At 67.6% G+C, this 2936-nt stretch carries 2 protein-coding genes and 1 pseudogene; 1 reads left to right on the forward strand and 2 read right to left on the reverse strand.

The annotated features are described in order from the left end of the window. Positions 1-1740 (forward strand): annotated as a pseudogene (locus tag ACIPIA_RS13480) (hypothetical protein); the annotation flags it as partial. Positions 1741-1744: 4 nt separating this feature from the next. Here ACIPIA_RS13480 and ACIPIA_RS13485 read toward each other — a convergent pair. Both ACIPIA_RS13485 and ACIPIA_RS13490 read right to left on the reverse strand, forming a co-directional pair. After that, complete coding sequence (locus tag ACIPIA_RS13485; protein ID WP_400510285.1) at positions 1745-2089, reverse strand: lipid-A-disaccharide synthase N-terminal domain-containing protein; 345 nt, start codon at positions 2087-2089, stop codon at positions 1745-1747. After that, a complete protein-coding gene (locus ACIPIA_RS13490; RefSeq protein WP_400510287.1) occupies positions 2089-2832 on the reverse strand; it encodes a glycosyltransferase family 2 protein in 744 nt (247 codons plus the stop codon). The genes ACIPIA_RS13485 and ACIPIA_RS13490 overlap by 1 nt, the downstream gene beginning before the upstream one ends. Positions 2833-2936: the final 104 nt, after the last annotated feature.

A 2936-nucleotide genomic window follows, 5' to 3' on the forward strand; every position in this document is an offset into this window, starting at 1 on the left:
GATCAGGCGCGCGCGCTGATGCTGGACGTCACCGACGCTTCGCGCGGCCGGAAATCGGAGGCACGCCTCGCGCTCGCCCGCTTCTATGCCGCCAACGGCATGATGCCCGAGGCCGCCGGCCCACTCGGCGCGATGATGGCCGATGATCCTGCGACGCGCAGCAGCCGCGAAGCGCTCTTCCTCCAGGGCGTCATCGCGGCACAGATGCATCGCAACCAGGATGCGCTGACGGCCTTCAATGCCGAGCCGATCAGGGACGACGTGGAGGCCGGGCTCTGGCGTGCCATGGTCGAGCAGCGCCTGGACAGGAACGCGCAGGCATTGGTGGGCTTCCGCCGGGCGGAAGCTGCTCTCGACCGCTATCCTGTCGACCTCCAGGGAGAGTTCCGCGAGGCCATCGTGCGCGCGGCGCTAGCCGTGCAGGACATGGGCGTGGCCGAGCGGCAGGTGCGCGCACTCTCCGACATGCCGCGCGGCAGCTTCGATCAGGAACGCCTCGCCTTGCTGCAGGCCCGGCTGGATGATGCGAGCGGGCGCCCCGAGGCGGCGATGAATGGCTACAAGCCTCTCTTCGGGGCCAGGAGCAGGCCGGTCGCCGCCGAGGCGCAACTGCGTGCGGTCAGGCTCGCTGCCGCCGAGAAGCGGGCAGACCTGAAATCGGACGAAGCCATCGCCCGGCTGGAGACCGTCTCGGTGATCTGGCGCGGCGGCCGGCTCGAGATCGAAACGCTGGCCGAACTCGGCAGGCTCTATGCAGACCAGCATCGCTGGCGTGACGCCTTCATGGTCGCTCGCCGCGCCAACGAAATCTTCCCGGACGATCCCCTGACGCGGCGGATGCATGACGAGACGGCGCAGCGATTCGCCGAGCTGTTCGCAGGCAAGGGCCTGGGCGAGCTGCCGCGCATCGAGACACTGGCGCTCTTCTACGATTTCAAGGAGTTCCTGCCGATCGGCCGCCGCGGCGACGAAATCACGCGTCTGCTCGCCGACCGGCTGGTCGAGCTAGACCTGCTCGATCAGGCGGCAGAGATCCTGCGATACCAGATGGATCGCCGCCTGACCGGCGCTGCTCGCTCGACCGTGGCCGCCCGCCTCGCCATGATCGAGCTGATGAACGGGAAGCCGGCCGAAGCGGTCCGCGCCCTCAACTCGACCCGGCTTGTCGAGCTCCCCGCCGACGTCAAGCGCGCCCGCATGCTGCTCGAGGCGAAGGCGCTCTCCGATCTCTCCCGCTCGGATCAGGCGCTGGAGATGCTGGAGCGCGAACGCGGCGCCGAGGTCGACCGCCTGCGCGCCGACATCCTGTGGACAGCGCGGCGCTGGCAGGAGGCCGGCGAGGCCTATGAACGCATCCTCGACGAGAGCTGGCGCGGTGACGCAGCTCTGACGGACCCCGAACGCGCCGATGTGATGCGCGCCGGCGTCTCCTATGTGATGGCGAACGAAGCCCTGTCTCTCGACAGGCTGCGGAGCAAGTTTGCTCCGAAGATGGCACGCAGCGCCGATGCCCGCACCTTCGCCTTCGTCACCGGCGCCAGTCGCTCACGTCCCGCCGACATCCGCGAGATGGCCCGTGCGACCGCCAATGCCGACAGCGTTTCCGAATTCCTGAAGGCGTATCGTGAGCGCTATCCCGGCCTGTCAGCAGCCATGCGCAAGCCGCAGCAGCAACCCGATCCGTTGCCCTCTCCGGCACAGGGCGCGACCGCCGAGCCCGCAGCGCCGCAGCGCAGCTGAGCGCTCAGCCCGGTCCGGAATTCGTATCCTCACCGCGCGCCTTGGCACGCAGCACGAATTGCAGATTACGGACATAGACGAAGACGCCGAAGCCCTGCCCGAGGATGAAGACCGGGTCGCGCCGGTAGATCGCATACATCAGCAGCAGCGCGCCGCCGCCGATCGAGAACCACCAGAAGGTCATCGGCACGACCGAACGCCCAGCCTTCTCGCTTGCCAGCCACTGCACGACGAATCGCATGGTGAAGAGGCCCTGCGCCACGACACCCAGGAGCACCCACCAGTCGATGTTGTTGACGAAGACATCGTGAAAATAGTCGCCGATGGCTTGCTGCAGGTCGATCAGCATCACACCGTCTCCGAAACGATCCGGGGCACGCGCTTGCGCCGGCGGATCAGCCACCAGACGCCGGCGAGGTCCAGAATGCCGACCCAGAGCCGGTCGAAGAAGCCGTAGTTCGAGACGCCGGTGAGACGCGGGCGATCGCGCACATCGGCGTGCAGCACCTCGTAGCCTTCGCGCGCCATCAGCGCAGGCATGAAGCGGTGCAGCGCATCGAAATAGGGCAGCGCCAGATAGGCCTCGCGCCGGAAGCACTTCAAACCGCATCCGGTGTCGCGCGTGTCGTCCTTGAGCACGCGCCCCCGCACGCCGTTGGCAATCTTCGACTGCCAGCGCTTGAAGCCGGTGTCCTTGCGCCCCAAGCGCTGGCCCTGCACGAGGCCGGCCTGCAATCCGCCCTTCTGCAAAGTCTCGACCATCTGCGGCAGGAAGGCCGGGTCGTTCTGGCCATCGCCATCGAGCGTCGCCACGATTGCCGCCCGCGCATGGCGCACGCCGCTGCGCACCGCGGCGCTCTGGCCACAGGATTCGGCATGGGTCACGACGCGCAGCCAGGGCCGCGTCGCCGCGAGTTCCGCCAGCCTGTCGGCCGTCCCGTCGCTCGAGCCGTCATTGACATAGACGACCTCGAACGGGCCGATGCCTGCGCACGCCGTCTCGATATCGGCAACGAGCGGGGCAATGTTGCCGACCTCGTTGCGCACGGGCACGACAACGCTGAGCAGCGGATGGGAAGAAGTTTCGGTCAAAGGGACATCATCCGGAAAAACGGCCCGCAAACTGCGTCAGCACGGCCGCAAGGGCAAGCATTTCTCAACCGGGCTCCTTCGCGAAGACGGCGATGTCGAGCGGG

This window comes from Allobosea sp. CER48, from assembly GCF_044752385.1.
Lineage (GTDB): Bacteria > Pseudomonadota > Alphaproteobacteria > Rhizobiales > Beijerinckiaceae > Allobosea.